Source organism: Streptomyces muensis (genome assembly GCF_021474425.1).
GTDB classification, from domain to species: Bacteria; Actinomycetota; Actinomycetes; order Streptomycetales; family Streptomycetaceae; genus Streptomyces; species Streptomyces muensis.
Genome location: NZ_JAKEIP010000001.1, coordinates 39,133 through 57,874 on the forward strand (window position 1 = coordinate 39,133; position 18,742 = coordinate 57,874).

Here is an 18,742-nt window from a genome sequence, read left to right on the forward strand (position 1 = left end):
AACAACTCGTGGGTGTGGATGGGACAGTGTCCCCGGGCCTCACCTTTTGCCCACAGGGACGATCGTTCGGCTGAAGCCCTGTGGAGCCTTTCGCCGAGAGGCGACCGCCATCCGCACCCACACACAGACCGCCCCGACCGTGGTTCCCCCGTCCCGGTCGGGGCTTCCTTCTGTCCGGGCGCACCCTGCCGGGTCGGCTTGACTTCGAGAGCACTCCAATTCGTAGCGTTTCGGACATGAGCACTGCACAGCACAAGATCGGCTCGGGGTTCGGCGCCCACAGCACCGCCGACGACGTCCTGAACGGCATCGACCTCTCCGGCAAACTCGCGGTCGTCACCGGCGGCTACTCGGGGCTCGGCCTGGAGACCACGCGTGCCCTCACCAGGGCGGGCGCCCGGGTCGTCGTACCGGCACGGCGGCCGGACACCGCACGGGACACCCTCAACGGCGTGGACGGTGTCGAGGTGGACGCCCTCGACCTCGGGGACCTGCAGAGCGTGCGCGCCTTCGCCGAGCGGTTCCTCGGCTCGGGGCGCACGATCGACATCGTGATCGACAACGCCGGGATCATGGCCTGCCCGGAGACCCGGGTCGGGCCCGGCTGGGAGGCCCAGTTCGCGACCAACCACCTCGGTCACTTCGCGCTGGTCAACCGGCTGTGGCCGGCGATCGAACCCGGCGGCGCCCGGGTGGTGTCCGTGTCCTCGCGCGGCCACCACTTCTCCGGCATCCGCTGGGACGACGTGCACTGGCGGCAGGGCTACGACAAGTGGCAGGCCTACGGTCAGGCGAAGACCGCGAACATCCTGTTCGCCGTCCAGCTCGACCGGCTCGCGGCGGACCGTGGCGTCCGGGCCTTCGCACTGCATCCCGGTGGCATCCTCACCCCGCTCCAGCGGCATCTGCCGAAGGAGGAGATGGTGGCCCACGGCTGGATCGACGAGGCGGGCAACCCGATCCCGCAGGACGGCTTCAAGACACCCGAGCAGGGCGCCGCGACCCAGGTGTGGGCGGCGACCTCGCCCCAGCTGACCGGCATGGGCGGCGTCTATCTGGAGGACTGCGACATCGCCGAGCCCGCCCCGGCCGACGGTGAGCGCGCCGGGGTGAAGGACTGGGCGGTCGACCCGGAGCAGGCGGCACGGCTGTGGGCGCTCTCGGCGGAGCTCACCGGGGTGGACGCGTTCGCCGCGTAGTGCGGTCCCCCGGGGCGTGCGAGCGTCCCCGAAGCGGGGTACTCGGACGCTCCCGTCCCCACTCTTCGTAAGGAGCCGCAGGTGAGCAGGGAAGCGGGCCGCAGGATCGTGGTCACCGGTGCCACGGGCAATGTCGGTACGAGTGTGGTGCGGCTGCTCTCGGAGGATCCGGAGGTCGGCTCCGTGCTGGGGCTGGCCCGCCGGATCCCCGACTGGTCGCCGCCGAAGACGGACTGGACGGCGGTCGACCTGGGCTCCGAGCAGGCCGACCTGGCGGGCGTCTTCGAGGGCGCCGACGCCGTCGTCCATCTGGCCTGGGCGTTCCAGCCGACGCACGATCCCGCGCGGACCTGGCGGACCAACGTGCTGGGCGGCATCCGGGTCTTCGAGGCGGTGGCCGCGGCCAAGGTCCCGACGCTGGTGCACGCGTCGTCGGTCGGCGCGTACTCGCCGGGGCCGAAGGACCACGCCGTGGACGAGTCCTGGCCGACTCATGGCTGGCCCGATGCCGCGTACTGCCGGGAGAAGGCCTATCTGGAGCGCACGCTGGACACCTTCGACCGTGCCCATCCCCGGGTGCGGGTGGTGCGGATGCGGCCGGCGTTCCTGTTCAAGCGGGAGTCGGCGAGCGAGCAGCGCCGGATCTTCGGCGGCCGGTTCCTGCCGGGCCCGCTGGCCCGGCCCGAGCTGCTGCCGGTCCTGCCCGACATCCCGGGGCTGCGGGTGCAGGCCCTGCACACGGACGACGCGGCGAAGGCGTATCAGCTCGCCCTGAAGTCCGCTGTCCGGGGCGCGTTCAACCTGGCGGCCGAGCCTCCGGTCGACGCGGGGCTGCTGGGCGAGATGCTCGGCGCCCGCCCGGTCCGGCTCCCCCGGCCGGCGGCCCGCTCGGCCATCGCCGCCGCGTGGGGGCTGCACCTGCTGCCGGCCTCCCCGCACCTCTTCGACGCGGTGCTGCGGCTGCCGCTGATGGACTGCACCAGGGCCCGTACGGAGCTGGGCTGGGAGCCTGAGCGTACGGCGACCGAGGTGCTGGAGGAGTTCCTTCAGGGCCTCCAGCGCGGTGAGGGCGCGCCGACGGAGCCGATGCGGGGCCGCAAGGTCGGCTGACCCTCAGCCGGGCGGTTCCTCGGGTGCCGGATGTTCCGGATGGACCGCGCCCGTCTGAGACGCACCCTGTCGACCCGTTCCCGCCTCGTCGGTGTCGGGGACGTCGTCGCCCTCGCCGGTGTCGTCGGCGGGCTCGACCGGCACCTCCCAGGGGTCCTCCTCCTCGCCGGCCTGCTGGTCCGGCAGATCCCGCGGAACCGGCCCGCCGTTGTCTTCCGGCGCCTCACGACGGTCGTCGGCCATGGTGCACCTCCTGCGCGTCGTCCAAGGTCGGAGCACCGCGAGTACCGCTCCCGCGACCGGCGAAACCTCAGTGCGGCACCCACTCCGCGGAAGCCGCGTCCCAGGCCGGGCCGGACCCCTCCGCCGCCGGTTCGGCGCGTCGGCCACCCCGCGCGAAGAAGTCGGCGAGCGGCAGGATCGCGGCGCCCACGGTGACCGCGTCCGGACCGAGCCGGCCCAGGTCGACCGTGACCTTCTGCGCCGGATGCCGCAGGGCGTAGGAGGCCGCGTACCGGCGTACGGCGGGCAGGAAACGGGCGCCGAGCTGGAGTCCGGCCCAGCCGCCGATCAGGATGCGCTCGGGCTGGAAGAGGTTGATCAGGTCGGACAGGCCCGCGCCCACGTACTCGGCCGTCTCCTCCAGCACGGCGAGCGCCACCGGGTCGGCCGCCCCACCCTCGGCCGGATAGGCGCCGGCCAGCATCGCGGCCAGCGCCGTCTCCTCGTCGGCGCCCTTCGGCGCGCGCCCCCCTCCCTCGTACCAGCGGGCGAGCAGTGACTCGGCGCCCGCGTACGCCTCCAGGCAGCCGAGGGCACCGCAGCGGCAGCGCCGCCCCCGGACCCGTACCGTCAGATGCCCCCACTCGACGGCCCGCCCGTGCTCCACCTCCGGAGTGACCAGACAGGCGCCGACGCCGGAGCCGAAGAGCACGACGAGCGCGTTGCGGGCGCCGCGTCCGCCGCCGAACCACATCTCGGCCTGGCCCAGGGTCCGGGCGCCGTTGTCGATGAAGTACGGGACGCCGTCCGGCAGCGGGGAGCCGGCGCGCAGGAGCTGTTCCAGCGGTACGGCGTCCCAGCCGATGGTCTGTCCGTGCACGACGGCTCCGAGGCCCGGTGTGTGTTCGACGATCCCGGGGACGCCGATGCCGACGCCGAGGAGCCGCTCGGGCCCGACGCCGGCGCCCGAGAGGACCTCGGCGACGCCGTCGCGCACATGGCCGACGATGCCCTCGACCTCGTACCGCGTCGGCGTCAACGGCCGTTCCGCGCGGGCGAGTTCGGTGAGGGTGAGGTCGAAGAGCCCGATCCGTACCCGGGTCTCCCCCACGTCGACGCCGATCATGTGGCCGCTGCCCGGGGCGACGCGCAGCAGGATGCGGGGGCGGCCGCCGTCGGAGTCGACGCTGCCGGCCTCCTCGACCAGGCCGTCGGCGATCAGCTCGGCGACGACGTTGCTGATGGACCCGGAGCTGAGTCCGGTCGCCGGTCCGAGTTCGAAGCGGCTGAGCGGGCCGTCGAAGTAGAGGCGTTGCAGCACGGCCGTACGGTTGCCCCGTCTGAGGTCCCGTACCGTGCGTCCGTTCCGCCCCGCCATGCGGCTCCCTCCCGACCAGCCCTGTTCCCCACCTGCTCGAACGCTCCCCATTGTGGACCACGAGCGGGTCTACGAGGTCAGGTCCTCGATCTCGGTCAGTGCGGCCACGAGCTCCGGGGCGACCGTGTCCTGGACCCAGCGGTGCTGTGCGGCGTCGGCCGCGCGGGGGACGGTCTCCGTGAGCATGATCAGATAGAGGTAGGAGCGGTAGAGGGCCAGGCGCAGTAGGGCCGGGGTGTCGAAGGCGGCCCGGCCCCCGGCCTCCCGGTAGCCGGCGAGGAAGGCGTCGTCCCGCTTGATGTCGCCGAGCAGCGCCAGGGAGACGAAGTCGGCGAGCGGGTCGCCCCAGAACATGCGCTCGCCGTCGATGAGGCCGCCTATCCGGGCCTGTCCCGACGCCCGGTCCACCAGGATGTTGCCCGGCCACAGGTCGAAGTGGACCAGGCACGGGACGGTGACCTCGTCGAGCGCGTCGTACGCGGCCCGGAGCGTGTCCGCTACGGCGTCGGCGGGGCGGGGCAGCACGGCCCGGTAGTGGCGGGCGTCGTCGAGGACTGCGTCGAGCATCCCGGTGAAGGCGGTCCGCCAGTCGGGGGCGAGCGAGCCGAGGGCACCGGAGGGATAGCCGAAGGCGGGTCCGGTGACCCGGTGCAGCCGGGCGACCTGGCGGCCCAGCTCCGTGCGCAGGGCTACTCGTTCGGTGTCGGTGAGCTCGCCGTTCCAGGATTCGCCGGGGCAGGCCGTCATCAGCAGCCGCTCCCCGTCGGCCACCACACGCGGCGCGGGCACGTCCGCCTTGGCGGCGCCCCGGTAGAACTCCACCTCGGACACCAGCAGCCGCTTCTCGTGGCTGAGTCCCGGGACGGTGGCCGGCGGCGGCACCTTCAGCACCAGGCGGCGGCCGTCGGTGAGGAGGAGTTCCTCGACCGTGTTGTAGGTGCCGCCCGTCAGCGGGCGGAGGTGGGCGAGCTGCTGCGGCGGTATGCCCGCAGCGTCCAGGACCTGCCGGGCCCGTTCCCAGGAGTCCACCACCGTGCGCCCACCCCGCCCCTTCGATTCCCGTCGGTCAGCCGGCCGCGTACACGTCCTCAACGTAGCGGCCGGCCGCGACCAGTGCGTCGAGCCACCGCCCGGCCGCCGCGTCGTCGGCGCCCGGCGTGCGCTCCCGGTACAGCGTACGGAACGCCTCCCGCACGCCTGGCGCCATCCGCGCACCGTCGCCGCACACGTACACCCGGGCGCCCGTGCCGAGCAGTTCCCACACCTCGTCGGCCTCGGCGGCGAGGCGGTGCTGGACGAAGGTCACGCCGTCCTGCGGGGCGGCGCTGAAGGCCGGCCGGAGGGAGACGGCGCCGACGGCCTCGGCGGCGCGCAGTTCGTCGGCGTGCAGGAAGTCGGCGTCGGGGGCGTCGCAGCCGAAGTAGCAGAGGGCGGGGGCGAGTTCGGCGCCGGACGCGAGGGCCGCCGTACGGTCGGCTATGGCACCGCGGAACGGGGCGAGCCCGGTGCCTGCGGCGACCATGACGACGGGAGTGCCGGTGTCGATCCGGAAGGCCTCCCGGCAGGGCTGGACCCGTGCGTACACCGTGTCGCCCGGCTCGACGCCGATCAGGTGGCCGGATCCGGTGCCCCGGTAGCGGCCCTTGCCCGAGCGGGCGGGGGCCTCCAGCAGGGAGATCATCAGGTCCGCGTGGCCGGGGTCGACGGCCGGGGAGGAGGAGATGGAGTAGTGGCGGGGGCGCAGCGGGGTGAGGATCTCCAGGAGTCGCGGCCAGTCGAGGGCGCCGCGCAGGGCGGGGAAGTCCTCGATCACCTCGATGAGGGTGCGTGGATCGCCGGTCAGGTTCGCCAGGGCCGTGCGCTCGGGCGGGCAGGGGTTGGCGGCGGCGAGGGCGGCGAGCTGGGTGGCGCTCGGGCGTTCCTGCAACTCGACGTGGACGGTGAGGAGTTGACGTACGGTCACGGGCCGGTCGACCGCGAGGCCGTCCCGGCGGGGGCGGGTGGCGCGGATGTCCAGGACGGTGTCGAGGTCGACGCCGAGCGCGGCCGCGGCTCGCTCGACCAGGGCGGGGGCGTTGGCGGGCAGGACGGTGAGGTGGTCGGCGGTGCGGTAGATGACGCCGTCCGGCAGGGCGACGCGGACGAAGCGCTTGCGGCGGGGGTGGCCCGGTGCGGTGAGGTCGCGGGCCTCGGTGACCTTCATGGGGACGAGTCCGTGCCGTTGCGCGAGGGCGTCCAGCGGGCCTCCGGTCAGCGTGCGGACCTCGTACGCCGTGGTCGGCTCGGCGTCGGCCGGGGCGGTGGCGTCCGGGTCGCCGTACCGCTCCAGCAGCGCGGTGCGGAGCTGGACCGTGAAGTCCCGTACCGCGCCGGTGAGATCGCCGGAGGCGTCGGCGGCGGCGCGGTCGGTGAGGCGGGTGGCGCCGAGGTCGGCGAGGCGCTGGTCGAAGCGGGTGGGGACGTGCTGGTAGGTGGCGGCCCAGTTGCGGTCGCCGACGCCGAGGACGGCGTAGGTGATGTCACCGGCGTCGGAAGCCTCCTCCAGCCAGGCGGCGAAGGCGGTGGCGTCGTCGGTGGGGCGGCCGTTGTAGGAGGCTGCGGTGATCACGATGGGGCGGTCGGTGGGCAGGCCGCCGGCGTAGTCGTCGAGCGGCGCCACCCGCGTCTCGCAGCCGATCGCCGCGGCCTCGTCGGCGAGTTGGGCGGCGAAGTCGCGGCAGGTGCCGTAGTTGCTGCCGTGCAGGAACAGGGCGCCGGTGCCGGGGCGGACGCGGGCGGGGAGCACGGCAGTGTCGGACACGGCTTGCGTGGCCGTCGGGGTGGCGCCCGGCAGCGGGGTGTGCACGCGGTCGGCGGTGGTGCGCGGGGTCAGGGTGAGGGTGAAGCCCTCGGGCTTGAGGGTGATGGTCTCCTTGACGGTGAGGCGGTAGTCGGCGTGGTCGTTCAGCCGGTAGCGGTGGACGAGCATCGCCAGCAGCATGGTCGCCTCGTGCAGCGCGAACTGCCGCCCGATACAGGCCCGTTCACCGGTGCCGAAGGGCTTGAAGGCGTGCACCGACCGGGCTTGTTCGGCCTGCGGTGTGAAGCGCGAGGGGTCGAACAGCTCGGGGTTGTCGCCCCAGACCGGCTGGCGGTGCAGCATCGGTGTGAGCACCAGGGCGGCCTGTCCGGCGCGCAACGGAACGCGCCCGCCGAGCAGGGTGTCCTCGCGGGCCTGCCGGGAGAACACGGCCGCCGTGGGCCACAGGCGGAGCGCCTCGTTGAGGACCTGACGGGTGTACGTCAGCTTCCCTACCTCGTCGTACGTCGGCTCGGGGTCGGCCCGCTCGCCCCACAGCTCGTCGACCTCGCGCCGGACGAGCTGGAGCGCGGTCGGGTGCTTGGCGAGGTGGTACAGGGCGAAGGACATCGCGCCGGAGGTGGTCTCGTGGCCGGCGATCAGGAAGGTGATGACCTGGTTGCGGATGTTGGCGGTGTCGAGGGTCGCGCCGTCGGCCGGGTGCTCGGCGCTGAGCATCAGGCCGAGCAGGTCGTCGGCCGCGCTCTGGTCGGTGCCGGTGCGGGCGGCGATGACGTCGTCGACGACCTGGGCGAGATGGGCGGAGTCGGTGCGGAAGGCCGCGTCCGCCGCCGAGTAGTCCCGGCCGGGGACCCGGGCGAGGCGGGTCATGCTCCACTCCAGGCAGCGGACCATCGACTCCACGAAGGGGTGCGGCTCGGGACGCTCGAAGGAGCCGAAGTCGTAGCCGAACCCGGCGAGCCCGATGGTGTCCAGGGTCATCCGCGTCATGTCGTCGGGGACGTTCACCGGCCGTCCGGCGCGGGCGTCGCGGTCCCAGGAGTCGATGAGCCGGCGGGCCACCTTCAGCATCACCGGGTGGTAGGTGCGCATCGAGCCGAGCGCGAAGGCGGGCATCAGGATGTCGTGGGCCTTGGCCCAGTTGGGCTCGTCGTTGTACGCGGTGAACAGGCCGTCGGCGGCGAACTCGCGGACGTTCTCCAGACCGGGCCCGACGTGCTTGGCGAACCGCTGCTCGTCGGCGAGCTCGGCCACGAGATCCAGGTCGCCCACGAACAGGGTGTCCCGCCCGTACAGCCGCCGCACGAACACCGGCCCGTGCTCCCGCATCAGCGCCATGGCCTGCTGGATCGGGGTGCCGCCGGGTCCGACGGAGGTGATGTCGACGACGGGCACGCCGGGAAGGGTGTCCGTGGTCTGGGGGTGCACGGCGGTGGGGGGCATGGCGCGACAACTGCCTTTCGCGGTACGGGGGTCCTGCGATCAAGCGTGGTCGACGGGTACCGGCCGCCCGCGCCCCGGCGCTACATGATTGTGTAGTACACGGACGTACGTCGCTCTTGCGCCGAGGGACCGGAGGTGTTCGTGGACTGGCTTCACCCGGAGGCCGTGGTGTGGCGCAACCGGGCGCTGATGGTCTTCGACCGCGTCTCGGTGCCGATCGCGGTCTGCGATGTGTACGGCACCGTCCTGCTGGCCAATCCGGCGATGGCGGCGGAGTGCGGTGCGACGCCGGGGCGGCTGCGCGGCCGGGACGTGCTGGAGCTGTTCCGGCCGCAGGAGGCGAACCAGGTGGAGCGGATCGCCGAGGCGTTGCGGCTGCGGCACCGCTCGCGGTACCAGGTGTCGGTGCGCTGGCAGGCGCCGGACGGGGCGGAGCGCTGCGGCGAGCTGACGGCGGACCCGGTGAGCGACACGGTGGAGGAGACTCCGACGCTGCTGGTGATGCTCCGGGTCCTCGGCGACCGCGAGGCACCTGAGCGAAGGCCCGCGGAGGTGGCGCCGATCGAGGCCCGCGTCCTGGCCCTGCTCGCCGGGGGTGCCACGACGGCGCGGGCCGCGCGGGAGACCGGGCTGACGGTGGACGGGGTGAACTACCACCTGCGGCGCCTGTCGGCACGGTGGGGCGCGGCGAACCGTACCGAGCTGGTGGCCCGGGCCTACGCGAGGGGCGTGCTCGCCCCCGGGGTGTGGCCGCCGGAACCGACCGCGCCGTAATTCACTGGCATCACCGCCTCCCCCCTGCCATCCTGCCTAGCCTAGGCAAAAACCTAGAGCCCCTAGTTTTGCAGGATCGACACCTCAGGAGGCCACCCCATGAGGCCGCTCACCGACCAGGACATCCGCAACTCCTTCATCAACTGCTCCAAAGGCGAGGCCAAGCGGCTGTCCCTCCCCCGTGACCTCGACGAACGCCCGTGGGACGACCTCGACTTCCTGGGCTGGCGGGATCCGGGAGCGCCCGATCGCAGCTATCTGGTGACCGAGCGGGAGGGACGCCCGGTGGGCGTCACGCTCCGATTCCCGTCCTCGCAGCGCGGCTTCCTGCACCGCAGCATGTGCTCGGTGTGTCTGACGACCCATCCGGGCGGCGGCGTCTCCTTGATGACCGCGCGCAAGGCGGGCCCCGCCGGGCGTGAGGGCAATTCGGTCGGCCTGTACATGTGCACCGACCTCGCATGCTCCCTCTACCTGCGCGGCAAGAAGGTCCCGGAGCCGGGCGGCCGCTTCGAGGAGAGTCTGACGCTGGAGGAGCAGATCGCCCGTGCGACGGGCAATCTGTCCGCCTTCCTCGACAAGCTGTACGCCTGACGGGCGCCTACAGGTCCCGCAGCCGCGCCGCCCGCACCTCGTGGAGATGGATCAGTACGTCGTGGCTGCGGGCGAGCGCGATGTCGTGCGGGCCGTCCGGGTAGGCGGTGCCGATACTGCGCGTCGGCCTGGCCCGGTGCAGCCACTCGCGGGCCGGCGTGCCGACGGACCGCAGGTCGAGTACGTAGTCGCGGTACCGGACCCGGTCCAGCGTCCGCTCGTTGCCGTCCGGGCCCGCGGGTCCCAGCGTCCAGCGGCGGATCACGTCGTCGTCCGGGCCGGTGGCGTTGAACGAGCCCCGGCCGAAGGTCACACCGACGCTCACATAGCCCGCGCCGAGGCTGTCGCGCAGGAACGCGCCCTGGACCTCGGGGTTCTCGGCGGGTTCCTCCGGGACGTAGCCGACGTGGTTGTCGTGCGCCGCCAGCAGCACCTTGGTGCCGGTGTGCCGCTGCCACCACACCACGTTGGCCGCCATGGTCCGGTCGCGGTAGCGCATGGCCTCGGCGATCCCGGCGGGGTCCTCGAAGTCGAAGGCGTACTGCCGGGCGGTCTGGTCGATCACGGTCGCCTGGCGGATCGCCCGGTCGTGGGCCGCGCGGTCGCTGCCGGGATCCGTGCGCCTCAGCAGCCGCAGCGCCTCGCCCGTGCGCGCCGCCCGGTCCTCGCGTTCGGCGTACGGCAGCTTCAGGTACTGCTCGATGTACGGGCCGGTCGGTACGGTGGGCCGAAGCCCGCGGTAGAGCTCGGCGAGCCGGGCGCTCAGCTCGGGGTGGGCACCGGCGGCGTGGGCCTCGACCTCGTCGTACAACTCGGGCCCGCTCCAGGCGATGTCGTCGCCCATGAAGCGGACGGGGTCGTCCGGGTGGCGGACGTTGTACGCGCGCATCCACTCGATGAGCCGCAGATAGTCGGCGTTGTTCCACCACAGGAAGTCCCGCTGGAACTCCTCGCGCATGATGCGCCGGGGATCGCCCTTGCCGTGCACCACATAGGCGTCGAGGCGCAGGCCCGTGCTCCAGGGGGCCTCCAGCGCGAAGGTGCGAAAGCCCTTCTCCGCGACGAGATGACGGAAGACCCGGGCCTTGAGAGCGAAGAACTCGTGCGAACTGTGCGTGGCCTCCCCGAGGCCCACGACCCGCGCGTCGCCGATCATCCGGTCCAGGGGACGCAGGTCGCCGGTGTCGCCGCCCGGTTCGACGGTCCGCAGCGGGTGGGCGGCACGGTCGAGCGCCTCGACGACCGTGGGCGCGGACGGTGCCGCCGTGGCCGGGATGCCGGTCGTCAGGGCGGCGAGGATGATGAACAGGGTCAGCACTGATCCGGTGAGATGCCGATTCATGATCCAAGGCTTGCGCCCCGGGCGGGCGAGGACCATCCGGTGGTCCTCCGTCCCCGGGTGCGGACAACCACGGGGTGGCGGCGGGGGTTTTCCTCAGCCCCGGACCCGGTCGGGCGCCCGGCCTCGCCTCGCGCGGGTGTCGACGATCACCAGCCCGGCCCCTTGCCGTACCACGGGCGCTGCGATCACTCTGGGGGTCCTTGCGGACGGTTACGTTCCGCAAGCAGGGTGTGGGAAGCATCTGTGGATGGAAGGGGAACAGCCCGAGGATGCGAGAGGCACGTGAGGGGACGCCGGTCCTGGAGCGGCTGGCGAAGCTGCGCCGGGACCCCGTGGTGGTCCAGACGCTGCGTTCGGCGGCGGCGGCGACGATCGCCTATGTCATCGCGCTGCGCCTGAGCCCCGAGGCCGCGCCGCTGACCGCGCCCCTGACCGCGCTGCTGGTCGTCCAGGTCACCTTCTACGCCACCCTCACCAACGGCATCCGCCGCGTCAACTCCGTGGTGGCCGGCGTCCTGGTGGCCATCGCCTTCAGCCTCCTGGTCGGCCTGACCTGGTGGAGCCTCGCCCTGCTGATCGTGGCTTCGCTGGCCGTCGGCCATCTGGTGCGCGTGAACGAGTACGTGCCCGAAGTGGCGATCAGCGCGATGCTGGTCCTCGGGGTCACTACCGTCGGGGACACCGCGTGGGCGCGGGTCGTGGAGACCCTGATCGGCGCGGTGGTCGGGCTCGGCTTCAATCTGCTGCTCGCGCCGCCGGTGTGGGTGGAGGAGGCCGGTGAGTCCCTGGAGGGACTGGCGCGCAGGCTGCGGCAGTTGATGCTGCGCATCGGCGAGGAGGCCGCCGGTCGCCCCGCGTTCGAGCAGGCCGCGGCCCGGCTGCACGAGGCGCGTCGGCTCGACCACGACATCGTCGAGGTGGACGCGGCGCTCCGGCAGGCCGAGGACAGCCTGCGGCTCAATCCGCGCGTGCGCGACAGCCTGCTGCACCGCGTGGTGCTGCGCACGGGCCTCGACACGCTGGAGATCTGCACGGTCGTCCTGCGGGTGCTGGCGCGCACCCTGACCGACCTGGCGAAGGAACGCGAACCCGAGCCGTTGTTCGCGAAGGAGACGGGCGCGGTCCTGGAGCAGTTGCTGTCCGAGATCGCCGACGCGGTGGTCAGCTTCTCGGTGCTGGTCACCACGCATGTCAGCAGCAACGCCGACGCGGCGGAGTCCCGGCTCGCCGCCGAGTTGCGCACGGCGGCAGGTACCCGCGACAAGCTCGCCCTGCTGCTGCGCGAGGAGGCCGAGCGCGAGGAGCGGCACTGGCAGCTGCTCGGCGCCGTGCTCACGGAGGTCAACCGCATCCTCGACGAGATGGACACCGAGCACCGCTCGCGCCGGCTGCTGGAGGAACTGGACCGCGTCTCGCAGGAACAGCGCGCCCGGATGCCGCGGCTGAACCGGCTGCGCGAGCGGATGGGCGTTCAGGAGCAGCTGTGGAACCGGACGGGGATCGGCGGGCGTTCTTCGTGAGGAAGCGCCGGGACGGGGCCGGCGCCTGGAGCGAGGGAGCGGGCCGATGGCCGAGTCCGGCGTGCGGATCGACGGAAACACACTGCGGCTGCCGGGAGGCGTGGCGGTGCGGTTCATCCGCACACTGCGGCTGCCCGAGAAGGGCACGCATCCGCTGCCGCCGGGGCTCGGCGAGTTCCCGGTCCGCAGGGTGGCGGACTTCGCGGACACGGTTCCCGAGGCGTGGCGGGCGCGCGGCGGTGTGATGCTGCCGGTCTACCTGCGCGAGGCGATGTGGCTCAGCTTCGGAGGCACGACCGAGCCGGCCGCCTTGCAGGTCGGCGTCGGCAAGGTGTGCGCGGTCTCGGGGAAGCCGTGGAGCGACCGGCTCACCCGCAAGCCGCAGAACTATGTCGTACTGCCCCGCCAGCCGTGGCTGGACGGCATCAACTCCGGGAAGGGCACGGTCCGCCAGTTCGTCGCGGTGCCGCTCGGGCTGGGCGCGACCGTCGAGGGCCAGGTCACCGGCGAGGAGGTCTGGGGCGGCGTACAGCTGCAGTCCTTCGCGCTGAAGGAGCCCCAGCTGGCCGCGTGGCGCGCGGAGGAGCGGCGGCGGGCGGAGGCGGCGCGGGCGATGCCGCAGTACGGCGGCTACGGCGCCGCCATGCCCATGGCCGCGCCGCCCGCCCCGGGCGCGGTCCCGGCACCGGCCGCCGCTCCGGCCGGCGGGACGCGCCGGGCGGCCGCGGCGATGGGCCTGGGCGTGGGCGGCTCGATGCGCCAGGAGGTCTACGAGGACGACCGGTCGCTGTCGGACTGGGCCGACACCCCGGCCGGCCGGGTCTTCGTCCATCTGGTGACGCCTCCGGAGTGGCGCCGTATCACCGGCGAGGCTCCCCCGCCGTCGCCGGTGGACCGGGCCGCGTACACCCGGGCGGGGCTGCCCTGGTTCGACTACTACGACCAGGACGCCGAGGATCTGACGCCCACGGAGACGCTGGAGGCGGTGCGGCCGGTCGGTGACTGGCTCGGCGACGACCACGAGCCGTGGCAGGCGCCGACGCCGGGCCAGGTCACACCGCTGGGGGACGCGCCGGGCAAGCCGGTGCAGGACGGGGACTGGTAGCCGGCCGGAACTCCGATCAGCCCACCACACCCATTGCACCCTGCGCAACGCGCGTTGCCCTTCTTGCGCTCGACGGGTGATCCACGCCAAGGTTGCTGTCGCGACCACGACGACCGACGACCTGAGGTGTGGACATGGGCAGTGGTGGGCTGAGCAGGCGCCGTTTCGTCGGCACCCTCGCGGGATCGGCCGCAGGTGTGACCCTCCCCGCGGCCACGGCGTGCGACGACGCGCCCGCCCCGCAGGACACGGCCGGCACGGCGCCCGAGGGGACCACGCCCGGGACCCGTCCGAGCGCCCAGACCGAGAGCCGCGCCCCGTCCGGCCCGCGCCCCCTCTACCTCGGCACGTACACCTCCGTCGAGGGCGGCGGCAAGGGCATCGGGCTCGCCACGTACGACCCGGACACGGGCCGCATCACCGGCACCGGCACGATCACGGACGTCGCCGACCCCTCGTATCTGGCGCTGCACCCGAACCGCCGCACGCTGTACGCGGTCGACGAGCGGGAGGACGGCGCCGTGACCGCGGTCCGCCTCGCCGACCGCGAGATCCTGGGCAGCCGGAGCACCGGCGGGGCGGCGCCCTGCCATCTGTCGGTGCATCCGGGCGGACGCTGGCTGCTGAGCGCCAACTACGGCACCGGCAGTGTGGCCGTGCACCCGATCGACGCCTCGGGCGCGCTCGGCGAGCGCACCGACCTGGTCACGCACTCCAGTCCGGCGCCCGGCCCCGGCCAGGACGGCCCGCACGCCCACCAGTTCATCACCAGCCCCGACGGCGGCCATGTGCTCGCCGTCGACCTGGGCACCGACACGGTGTACACCTACCGTCTCGACCAGAAGGCCGGCACGCTCACCGAGGTCGCGCGGGCGCGGACGAAGCCGGGCGCGGGCCCGCGTCATCTCACCTTCCACCCGGGCGGCCGGTACGCGTATCTGGCCAACGAGGTCGACAACACGGTCGCGGTCTGCGCGTACGACCCCGGCACGGGCCGGCTGACCGTCGGCGAGGAGCAGGAGACGGGCACGGGTCCGGGGACCAGCTATCCGGCGCAGATCGTGGTGACGCCGAACGGCCGGTTCGCCTATCTCGCCAACCGGGGCCACAACAGCCTGGCGCGCTACGCGGTGGAGGCGAAGGGCGCCCGGCTCAGGCTGCTCGACACGGTGCCGGTGTCCGGGGACTTCCCCCGGCAGATCGCCCTGTCACCGGAGGGCACGCTGCTGTTCGCGGCGAACCAGCGGTCGAGCACCGTGAGCGTCTTCCTCGTCGACGACGAGTCCGGTGAACTGCGGCTCGCGGGCGAGCCGTTCGCGTCACCCGTCGCCGTCTGCGCGCTGCCGCTGTAGGGCGCGTGAGCAGGAGGCGGCACTGGCCTGGGCGAGCAGGACGTGCATGCGTTCGGTGAGCTGGGCGACGTCGTCGGCGGGCCGGTGGAACGGCAGTCGTACGTCGCCGTCGGAGCGGGCGCGCTCGATGCGCAGCGTCAGTCCGTGCCGGTCGACGGCGAGGGGCTGGACGCGCACGGCGCCGTGCAGACTGTCGGGGTCGACGAGGCGGGTGAGCCGCTCGACGGCGTCCGGGTGGCAGTCGGCGAGGTGGGTGAGCAGCCGGGCCTCGGCGGTGGCCAGCGGGTCGGGTGCGGCGGCGGCGAACTCGTCGAGGCCGACGACCACGGCCCCGGACGGCTGCCGCAGCACCACGCGGGTCGCCTGGAAGGCGAGTCTGCCGTCCTCGGGGGTGAACCAGCCGGACATCCAGAGCCGGGTGCGGATCCGTTTGCGCACGGGCACGGGGGCGACGTCGGCGAACTCCAGGACGGCGGACGGCTCGCCGCGGGGCGCGCAGATCGCCGCCGTGACGAGCACGCTGTCCTCCGGCACGTCCAGCAGGACGGCGCCGTCCTCGGCCACCGTGTGCGCGCCGACGAGTTCCTCCCGGCAGCTCTCCGCGGTCACCCCGCAGGACCACGCACCGGCGAGCACCGACCGGGCTCGTTCCGCCGCGGAAGGTGCCGCCGTCCAGGCTTGGCTGTCACCCATCCCGTTCCTCCTTAGGTAAGCCTTGCCTAACCTATCGAAGATCGAGCCGCACGCCAACCAGCCACGGCGTTCCTGTGCGATGTCTTTGCGGATGTACTCCGCGCTCAGGGTTCGATGACGCCCAACAGGGCGCGGGCGCACAGGTCGCGCACCTGCTCCCTGGTGAGGTCCGAGCCGCGCAGCCACTCCAGGCACACGGCCGTGGTGAACGCCAGCCAGCCCCGTACGGCGAGCCGGACATCGGGCCGCCCCTCGAAGACCGGGCCGAACTCGGGGTCCGCCGCCATCGCCGCCAGGATCTGCTTCTCCTGCGCGGCCAGCGCCCGTTGGTAGACCTTGCGCACGGCCTGGTCGCCGGCGGCGTCGGCACGGTGGAAGGCGCGATAGCCGTGGGCGTGGGCCTCGACGTACTCCAGGTAGGTGTCGAGTCCCGCGGCGAGCTGTTCGCGGACCGGGACGCCGGGCACGGCCGCCGTCATCCGCAGCATGCGCTCGCTCTCGCGCCCCACGACGGCCGCGAAGAAGTCCCGCTTCGTCGGGAAGTAGTGGTAGAGCAGCCCGCGTGAGACACCGGCGATCTCGGCGACCTGCTCGATCCACACCTCGTCGTACGGACTCTCCGAGAACAGCCGCGCCCCGACCGCGAGGAGCTGCTCACGGCGCTCCTCGGTGCTGAGCCGGCGACGCGTGCGCTCACCCTGGTCCGCGGCCATGCCCGCACTTTACTTGACGTGGATTCAACAGCGGGACCAGACTGAAACACGTTATTGAACTCACGTACAACGAGCTCAACGTGTCGCTGGATCAAGGGAGATCGCGTCATGGCGGAGGCAACGACCGGATCCGGACTTCCGAAGGGATTCCGCAGCGCCGAGCAGGGCTGGCCGGAGCTGTCCCGCATCCCGCACCCGCCGCGCCGGCTCCCGCTGCTCGGCGATGTGCTCGGCGCCAGCAGGCGGACACCGCTCCAGGACTCCCTGCGGTACGCCCGGAAGTTGGGACCGATCTTCCGGCGCAGGGCGTTCAACCGGGAGTTCGTGTTCGTGTGGGGCGCCGACCTCGCCGCCGACATGGCCGACGAGGCGCGGTTCGCCAAGCACGTGGGGCTCGGCATAGCCAATCTGCGGCCCGTGGTCGGGGACGGGCTGTTCACGGCGTTCAACCACGAGCCGAACTGGCAGTTGGCGCACGACGTACTGGCGCCCGGTTTCAGCCGGGAGGCCATGGCGGGGTACCACCCGATGATGCTGGCCGTGGCCGACCGGCTCATGGACCACTGGGACCGCGCGGTGGTGACGGGCCGGGCGGTGGACGTGCCCGGTGACATGACCAAACTGACCCTGGAGACCATCGCGCGCACCGGGTTCGGCCATGACTTCGGTTCCTTCGAACGCTCGCGTCCGCATCCCTTCGTGACGGCGATGGTCGGCACGCTCACCTACGCCCAGCGCCTCAACACCGTGCCGACGCCCCTGCTGATCCGGCGCGCCGCGCGACGCAACCGTGACGACATCGCCCGTCTCAACAGCACGGTGGACGACCTGGTCCGCGCCCGTACGGCGAGCGGCGGCGGCGAGGGGGACCTGCTCGGCCGGATGCTGGAGACGGCCCACCCGGAGACCGGCGAGCGGCTGTCCCCGGAGAACGTCCGCCGGCAGGTGATCACCTTCCTGGTGGCCGGCCACGAGACCACCTCGGGCGCGCTCTCCTTCGCCCTGCACTATCTCTCCCGGCACCCCGAGGTCGCCGAGCGCGCCCGCGCCGAGGTCGACCGTGTCTGGGGCGCCACGGCGACGCCCGGTTACGACCAGGTGGCACGGCTGCGGTATGTGCGCCGGATCCTCGACGAGTCGCTACGGCTGTGGCCGACGGCGCCCGCCTTCGCCCGGGAGGCGCGCGAGGACACCGTGCTCGGCGGGGACCATCCGATGCGGCGGGGCGCCTGGGCGCTGGTGCTCACGGCGATGCTGCACCGTGATCCCGAGGTGTGGGGCGCGGACGCCGAGCGGTTCGATCCGGACCGTTTCGACCCACAGGCCGTACGGATGCGTCCGGCGCACACCTTCAAGCCGTTCGGGACGGGGGCGCGGGCCTGCATCGGGCGCCAGTTCGCGCTGCACGAGGCCACGCTGGTGCTGGGACTGCTGCTGCGCCGGTACGAGTTCGGGAGCGACCCGGACTATCGGCTGCGGGTGACGGAGCGGTTGACGTTGATGCCGGAGGGGTTGCGGCTGCGTCTGGAGCGGCGGTCGCCCGATGCCGCGCGGCGGCCGCCCGTCTCCGCGTCCGGGACCGTCGAGGGCGCGCCGTCAGACGTCCGCTGTCCAGTGCACCGGGCGGCGAACTGAGGCGGGCAGCCGGGTGCCCGCGCCGCCACGGGCCGCGTTGAGCTGCGGCTGGGTCAGGAAGAAGGCGCCCGTCAGGTCGGCGTCCGTGAGGTCGGTGTCGCGCAGATCGGCTCCGATGAGGTCCGCCCCGCGCAGGTCGGCGCCGGTGAGGTCGGCGGCGATGAGGTAGGCCCCGCGCAGGTTCGCGCCGCGCAGGTCGGCGCCCTTGAGACGGGCGCCCATCAGGTCCGCGCCCCGGCGGTTCTTCTTGCGGCCGCCGAATCCGGCCCGGGCCAGTTCGCTGGCCTTGAGCAGCAGGACGTTGACGTCCTGGCGGTGTTCGGCCACGTCCAGTGCCGCGAGCTCGTCCGGGCTCCGGCGGGTGAGCTCCTCGGTCCGGTCCAGGATCCGCCGCAGGTCGGCGTGCAGAGGGCGGGCGGCGGGCAGGGTGAGTGCCTCGGTGAGGTACCAGAGCAGTTCGTGGAGCTGGCGGACGACCGGGAAGACGTCGAACATCCGCCGGGCGTGCTCCCGGGAGCCCGTGCGCCAGTCCTGGCCGCCGAAGGTGACCTGCGCGACCTTCTGGCCGGCGCCGAAGCAGTCGTAGACGGTGCAGCCGGTGAATCCGGTCTGCCTCAGCCGGTCGTGGATGCCGCACCGGTGGTCGTCGCGCAGGTTGTGGCAGGGCTTCCCGGCCGCCTTGTCGACCGCGAAGTCGGCGGAGGCGGTGAAGGGCAGGGCCACACAGCACAGCCCGAAGCAGCTGGCGCAGTCGCCGCGCAGGTCGGCCCGGTCGAACATCTGATCTTGCATACCGTTCAGCATACGGACCCGCAGACGGACGGATGCGTGACCTGCGCGAACAGCCGACCACCGGCTACCG

Annotated in this window: 16 protein-coding genes; 8 read left to right on the top strand and 8 right to left on the bottom strand. The window is 72.9% G+C overall.

The genetic code is table 11. The annotated features are described in order from the left end of the window. The first annotated feature begins 236 nt into the window (after positions 1–236). Positions 237–1,199 (top strand): SDR family NAD(P)-dependent oxidoreductase, encoded by a 963-nt coding sequence (locus L0P92_RS00230; RefSeq protein ID WP_234760295.1) that lies wholly within the window; start codon positions 237–239, stop codon positions 1,197–1,199. Between the two features lie 81 nt (positions 1,200–1,280). After that, the gene (locus L0P92_RS00235) at positions 1,281–2,309 is read left to right on the top strand and encodes an SDR family oxidoreductase (protein WP_234760296.1); all 1,029 of its coding nucleotides are present in this window, start codon (positions 1,281–1,283) and stop codon (positions 2,307–2,309) included. Positions 2,310–2,312: 3 nt separating this feature from the next. Here L0P92_RS00235 and L0P92_RS00240 read toward each other — a convergent pair whose 3' ends face one another. From L0P92_RS00240 to L0P92_RS00255, 4 genes are all read right to left on the bottom strand, one after another. Further along, positions 2,313–2,552 (bottom strand): hypothetical protein, encoded by a 240-nt coding sequence (locus L0P92_RS00240; protein ID WP_234760297.1) that lies wholly within the window; start codon positions 2,550–2,552, stop codon positions 2,313–2,315. Positions 2,553–2,619: 67 nt separating this feature from the next. Next, positions 2,620–3,909, bottom strand: a complete 1,290-nt coding sequence (locus L0P92_RS00245; protein WP_234760298.1) for an ROK family transcriptional regulator — start codon at positions 3,907–3,909, stop codon at positions 2,620–2,622. A 69-nt stretch (positions 3,910–3,978) separates the two neighbouring features. Continuing rightward, positions 3,979–4,941 (bottom strand): phosphotransferase family protein, encoded by a 963-nt coding sequence (locus tag L0P92_RS00250; protein WP_234760299.1) that lies wholly within the window; start codon positions 4,939–4,941, stop codon positions 3,979–3,981. Between the two features lie 34 nt (positions 4,942–4,975). Continuing rightward, complete coding sequence (locus L0P92_RS00255) at positions 4,976–8,152, bottom strand: bifunctional cytochrome P450/NADPH--P450 reductase (protein ID WP_234760300.1); 3,177 nt, start codon at positions 8,150–8,152, stop codon at positions 4,976–4,978. Positions 8,153–8,341: 189 nt separating this feature from the next. Between L0P92_RS00255 and L0P92_RS00260 the strand changes: the two genes are divergently transcribed. Together L0P92_RS00260 and L0P92_RS00265 are read left to right on the top strand one after the other, a co-directional pair. After that, positions 8,342–8,926, top strand: coding sequence for a PAS domain S-box protein (locus L0P92_RS00260; protein ID WP_234760365.1), 585 nt, complete (start codon positions 8,342–8,344; stop codon positions 8,924–8,926). Between the two features lie 99 nt (positions 8,927–9,025). Further along, a complete protein-coding gene (locus tag L0P92_RS00265; protein ID WP_234760301.1) occupies positions 9,026–9,520 on the top strand; it encodes an FBP domain-containing protein in 495 nt (164 codons plus the stop codon). A gap of 7 nt (positions 9,521–9,527) precedes the next feature. Here the strand turns inward: L0P92_RS00265 and L0P92_RS00270 are convergent, their stop codons facing one another. Next, positions 9,528–10,862 carry an erythromycin esterase family protein gene (locus tag L0P92_RS00270; RefSeq protein ID WP_234760302.1) on the bottom strand — a complete coding sequence of 445 codons (1,335 nt, stop codon included), beginning with the start codon at positions 10,860–10,862 and terminating at the stop codon, positions 9,528–9,530. 269 nt (positions 10,863–11,131) lie between these two features. Here L0P92_RS00270 and L0P92_RS00275 point away from each other — a divergent pair, with 269 nt between their 5' ends. The 3 genes from L0P92_RS00275 to L0P92_RS00285 all read left to right on the top strand — a co-directional run bounded on the left by L0P92_RS00275 (position 11,132) and on the right by L0P92_RS00285 (position 14,839). Continuing rightward, positions 11,132–12,382 (top strand): FUSC family protein, encoded by a 1,251-nt coding sequence (locus L0P92_RS00275; RefSeq protein WP_234760303.1) that lies wholly within the window; start codon positions 11,132–11,134, stop codon positions 12,380–12,382. A 46-nt stretch (positions 12,383–12,428) separates the two neighbouring features. Beyond that, entirely contained in the window at positions 12,429–13,487 is a 1,059-nt protein-coding gene (locus L0P92_RS00280) for a hypothetical protein (RefSeq protein WP_234760304.1), read from the top strand. Positions 13,488–13,621: 134 nt separating this feature from the next. Beyond that, the gene (locus L0P92_RS00285) at positions 13,622–14,839 is read left to right on the top strand and encodes a lactonase family protein (protein ID WP_234760305.1); all 1,218 of its coding nucleotides are present in this window, start codon (positions 13,622–13,624) and stop codon (positions 14,837–14,839) included. On the opposite strand, the gene L0P92_RS00290 is transcribed toward L0P92_RS00285, so the two are convergent. Together L0P92_RS00290 and L0P92_RS00295 are read right to left on the bottom strand one after the other, a co-directional pair. Next, complete coding sequence (locus tag L0P92_RS00290) at positions 14,807–15,532, bottom strand: DUF2470 domain-containing protein (protein ID WP_234760306.1); 726 nt, start codon at positions 15,530–15,532, stop codon at positions 14,807–14,809. The genes L0P92_RS00285 and L0P92_RS00290 overlap by 33 nt on opposite strands. Positions 15,533–15,636: 104 nt before the next feature. Next, positions 15,637–16,245: a TetR/AcrR family transcriptional regulator gene (locus tag L0P92_RS00295; RefSeq protein WP_234760307.1), complete on the bottom strand. Its 609-nt coding sequence runs from the start codon at positions 16,243–16,245 to the stop codon at positions 15,637–15,639. A 108-nt stretch (positions 16,246–16,353) separates the two neighbouring features. Here L0P92_RS00295 and L0P92_RS00300 point away from each other — a divergent pair, with 108 nt between their 5' ends. Then, positions 16,354–17,880, top strand: a complete 1,527-nt coding sequence (locus L0P92_RS00300; protein WP_234760308.1) for a cytochrome P450 — start codon at positions 16,354–16,356, stop codon at positions 17,878–17,880. Here the strand turns inward: L0P92_RS00300 and L0P92_RS00305 are convergent. Then, a complete protein-coding gene (locus L0P92_RS00305) occupies positions 17,842–18,672 on the bottom strand; it encodes a pentapeptide repeat-containing protein (protein ID WP_234760309.1) in 831 nt (276 codons plus the stop codon). The genes L0P92_RS00300 and L0P92_RS00305 overlap by 39 nt on opposite strands. Positions 18,673–18,742 lie beyond the last annotated feature (70 nt).

Excerpts from the sequence above, each read along its gene's own strand:
- L0P92_RS00230 (WP_234760295.1), top strand. The coding sequence starts at position 237 with ATGAGCACTGCACAGCACAAGATCGGCTCGGGGTTCGGCGCCCACAGC.
- L0P92_RS00240 (WP_234760297.1), bottom strand. The coding sequence starts at position 2,552 with ATGGCCGACGACCGTCGTGAGGCGCCGGAAGACAACGGCGGGCCGGTT.
- L0P92_RS00245 (WP_234760298.1), bottom strand. The coding sequence starts at position 3,909 with ATGGCGGGGCGGAACGGACGCACGGTACGGGACCTCAGACGGGGCAAC.
- L0P92_RS00255 (WP_234760300.1), bottom strand. The coding sequence starts at position 8,152 with ATGCCCCCCACCGCCGTGCACCCCCAGACCACGGACACCCTTCCCGGC.
- L0P92_RS00260 (WP_234760365.1), top strand. The coding sequence starts at position 8,342 with ATGGTCTTCGACCGCGTCTCGGTGCCGATCGCGGTCTGCGATGTGTAC.
- L0P92_RS00265 (WP_234760301.1), top strand. The coding sequence starts at position 9,026 with ATGAGGCCGCTCACCGACCAGGACATCCGCAACTCCTTCATCAACTGC.
- L0P92_RS00270 (WP_234760302.1), bottom strand. The coding sequence starts at position 10,862 with ATGAATCGGCATCTCACCGGATCAGTGCTGACCCTGTTCATCATCCTC.
- L0P92_RS00275 (WP_234760303.1), top strand. The coding sequence starts at position 11,132 with ATGCGAGAGGCACGTGAGGGGACGCCGGTCCTGGAGCGGCTGGCGAAG.
- L0P92_RS00280 (WP_234760304.1), top strand. The coding sequence starts at position 12,429 with ATGGCCGAGTCCGGCGTGCGGATCGACGGAAACACACTGCGGCTGCCG.
- L0P92_RS00285 (WP_234760305.1), top strand. The coding sequence starts at position 13,622 with ATGGGCAGTGGTGGGCTGAGCAGGCGCCGTTTCGTCGGCACCCTCGCG.
- L0P92_RS00290 (WP_234760306.1), bottom strand. The coding sequence starts at position 15,532 with ATGGGTGACAGCCAAGCCTGGACGGCGGCACCTTCCGCGGCGGAACGA.
- L0P92_RS00295 (WP_234760307.1), bottom strand. The coding sequence starts at position 16,245 with ATGGCCGCGGACCAGGGTGAGCGCACGCGTCGCCGGCTCAGCACCGAG.
- L0P92_RS00300 (WP_234760308.1), top strand. The coding sequence starts at position 16,354 with ATGGCGGAGGCAACGACCGGATCCGGACTTCCGAAGGGATTCCGCAGC.
- L0P92_RS00305 (WP_234760309.1), bottom strand. The coding sequence starts at position 18,672 with ATGCAAGATCAGATGTTCGACCGGGCCGACCTGCGCGGCGACTGCGCC.